This is a genomic window from Planktothrix serta PCC 8927, from assembly GCF_900010725.2.
Taxonomy (GTDB): Bacteria; Cyanobacteriota; Cyanobacteriia; order Cyanobacteriales; family Microcoleaceae; genus Planktothrix; species Planktothrix serta.
In genome coordinates this window covers 1-3,116 of sequence record NZ_LR734848.1, presented here as the reverse complement: position 1 = coordinate 3,116, position 3,116 = coordinate 1, and the positions used below count along the sequence as shown (strand labels likewise).

3 protein-coding genes are annotated in these 3,116 nt (G+C 33.7%); all 3 read right to left on the bottom strand.

Annotated elements, in window-relative coordinates; genetic code table 11:
- Window positions 1-1,281 (bottom strand): AAA family ATPase (locus PL8927_RS06840; protein WP_197047338.1); only part of this gene is annotated, 1,281 nt, incomplete at its 3' end.
- A gap of 39 nt (window positions 1,282-1,320) precedes the next feature.
- Window positions 1,321-2,745 (bottom strand): hypothetical protein, encoded by a 1,425-nt coding sequence (locus PL8927_RS06835; RefSeq protein WP_083618944.1) that lies wholly within the window; start codon window positions 2,743-2,745, stop codon window positions 1,321-1,323.
- A 74-nt stretch (window positions 2,746-2,819) separates the two neighbouring features.
- Window positions 2,820-3,116, bottom strand: a 297-nt coding sequence (locus tag PL8927_RS06830) for a hypothetical protein (protein ID WP_231505941.1), incomplete at its 5' end; no start/stop codon positions are given.

The following is a 3,116-nucleotide window of genomic DNA, read 5'->3' as shown; positions in this document are numbered from 1 at the left end:
TTCCAAATTATTATATTTTGCTTCCAACTCCTGATATTTATAAGGAACCTGGTCTTTAGATTCTTGTGAACTTAAGTTTTCAAATATCCAATATGTTCCTCTTGTTTCGGGTCGAAAAGTAAATTTTTCCTTAGAACCAAGACGTTGATTGCTAACGGTTTTTTCTGTAATTCCAACCTCGAAACAGGATTGCCCAAATTCCTTGGGATTGGAATTATAATCAATTATAATTTTTTGCTCCGTTGGCTCAAGAATGATTTGGGAAGTTTCTGATTGATCCAAGCTAACTGGGTCAGGTTTGGCTGGATCTGGGGTTGACACTGTTTTAGGGGGTAAACTCAGATCATCCCAAGATTCTGAATCAGAATAATTTACCAATGAATCAGCATTGACTAATAGAGAAAGTTGTTTTTTAATCTTGTTCTCCAATTCAGAAAGATTTTTAACTAAAAAAGTCTCCATTGTAGGAAGTTGTTTTTCAATCTTGTTCTCCAATTCATTCTTCAATTCAGAAAACTCTTTAAGTATAGTATCTATGTTTATTCTTTTCTCTATTCTTAATATTTCATAATTTAGAACTTTCAATAAATTTTGAATTTTATTTTCAAATAAGTATTCAGTTCTAACTTCAAAATGTTCTGCTGCTTCTTGCATCAATTTCTGAAGTTCTTCCCGTGTGACTAGATGGGATAAAACCTCTTGCTGATATTTCTCAGTTTGTTCTAATTTAGATAAAAGAAGTTCTCTTTCCTGATATAATTTTTTGACTTGACACTGAAAGTCAAAGCATTCTAAAGTTGATTGGTTTAATTGAGACTGAAGTTGCTTATAATCCTCTTTTGTTTGTTCTAGCTCCAATTTTAATTGAGAGGAGAGAGACGGGTTGCCAAAATTTAATCCTCCCTTAACTTCTAATTTCCATTGTTGCTTATTAGGAACAACAGAAACTTGAGCTAACTTGCTTACAGTGAATTCTTTAGAATCGTCGGGTTGATAACCTTGGCAATCAAACCAATATTTTACCGTGTTAATATTATGGCTATTAACTTTGAAATTCGCTTTAGGTAAAAGCCAGTAAATTCCCAATTCTGTTTTAATTACCCAATAGTTACCGTTGCGTTCCTCTTTCAAAAAAAGTGGGTCGTTTTCAGCGATTGAAACTTTAATTATCTTATTTAATAAGACTTGCGGGACATGGTTATAAATCTCTATCAAATCTTTTTCCGAGAAGTTAATAGAGAGGCCCTTGGATGGTTCTAAAGGTTCTGTAAATGGCTCCATTTTTTATTCCCTGCGAATTTTTTAAGGTTTGTTACTCTATTAAATTGAGCAAAATTGCACTATTCCCAATTCTAATATCTGCCATTTATTTTCTGAAATTAATGATATCCTAGAGGGTTTAATTAACTGGAATTTTATAGATAATTCGGGCTGATATCCATAGCATTGAAATAATCCTTCAAGTTTTTCATAGTTATTTTCGGTGATCTTTAGATTACCTCTAGGAAGCAGGTAATTTAAGTCGCCTTTATTGATTATCCAATAGTCCCCCCAACGCTTATTTTCAAAAACTAGACTTTCAGAATTCCCTTTGCGCCTTTGAATAATACTATCCTCCGTTTCTGAAACTTCAGTAGCAATTTTTGATAAAGAATTAGGATTTTTATTATAATTTAACACTAATTCAACCTCTTGGGGGGATAAGTAGAGATTCGTAGGAGGTTGCCAATCTTCAATTTTAGGTGTAGGCTCCTCTGGATGAATAGGTGTTGATTTTATTTCAGTTTTTAGTGGGATAGTAACATGATTTTGAGGGTCTGCTATCTCCTCAATTTGAGTTACTAGGGGTTCTTCTGAGTCTAAAAGCGTTTCTTCATCGATTGAGATATCGTTATCTTCTTTAGAGATAAATTGAAGAATCCCTGGTTTAGCCAACTGCCATTTATGATCTATAGCTAGAGACGTAACTACAGCAGGTTTGAGAAGGAGAAATTCGCTATTGTTTACCGTTTCATATCCATAACATTGAAATATATTTTTAAGGGTTTGGTAGTTATATTGATTAAATTTTATATTAGGTTTAGGAACTAAGTAGGTCAGATTTTCAATTGTGATTATCAAATAGTTCCCTCGACGGGTGGTTTCAAAAAAGGCTGATTTATTCGTTTGAGTTAAACTATCTTCAGTTTGACTAACTTGTATTGCTTGGTTTAACAATGAGTTAGACTTTTTATTATATTGGGCTACTAATTGAGCTTCGAGTAAACTTAAATTGATTTCTATTGCTTCTGAGGAAGATTCCGGTTTCGGGGTTTGTATCTCTTGAGGGACAGGCGGGGGGTTTCTATCGGAAGATACTGCATTACAATCAAGGTCATTGTCGGAGGTTTTTGCGCTTAAATACTGTTCAATATTATCTAGCCTTTTTTCTAAGGGACTAATTAGCCTAGAGATTTGATTTAATAATACATTAGTATGAATTTGAATGTGCGATCGCTCTTTTTCAACCTCCTCAAAATTTTCTCCACTCCCTTCTTGTTGTCCCGCTTCCAATTTTAGATAATGTTGTTCCCAGAGCTTTCGCCCCCACTCCTCTATCTGTTGAGAAATTCCTAAGAGTTGACCTCTAAAGATGTTTTCCCTAAAACTCACCTGTGAAAAAACATTGAAGTTCCAGTGACAGGTTGAACAACTTTCTACCTGTTCTTCACTATATTCTGTTTGGCAAATTGGGCATTTTATCATATCTATTTAGAAGTATTTTACAAGAAATAGTTGAATTATTGGAATTTTATTGTCACCTCTAAACTATTGTTAAATTAATTAAACCGAAGAATACCGAGTTGAGATACTTGCCATTTTTCCCCCCCATCACTAGAATAGACTTGGGCAGGTTTAAGAAGTTTAAACCCTTGGCAATTTGAAGAATATCCCTCACACTCAAATATATATTGAATCGTCTCAAAATTATATTGATTAATCTTGAGCTTGTATTTAGGGATTAGATAATAAACTCCTCCACTTTGCACTACCCAATAACTACCATTTTTTTTCTGTTCGAGAGCTATTGGTTGATTACTTCCCATACGGTTTTTATTAAGACTATCTTCCCTAAC

Excerpts from the sequence above, each read along its gene's own strand:
- PL8927_RS06835 (WP_083618944.1), bottom strand. The coding sequence starts at position 2,745 with ATGATAAAATGCCCAATTTGCCAAACAGAATATAGTGAAGAACAGGTA.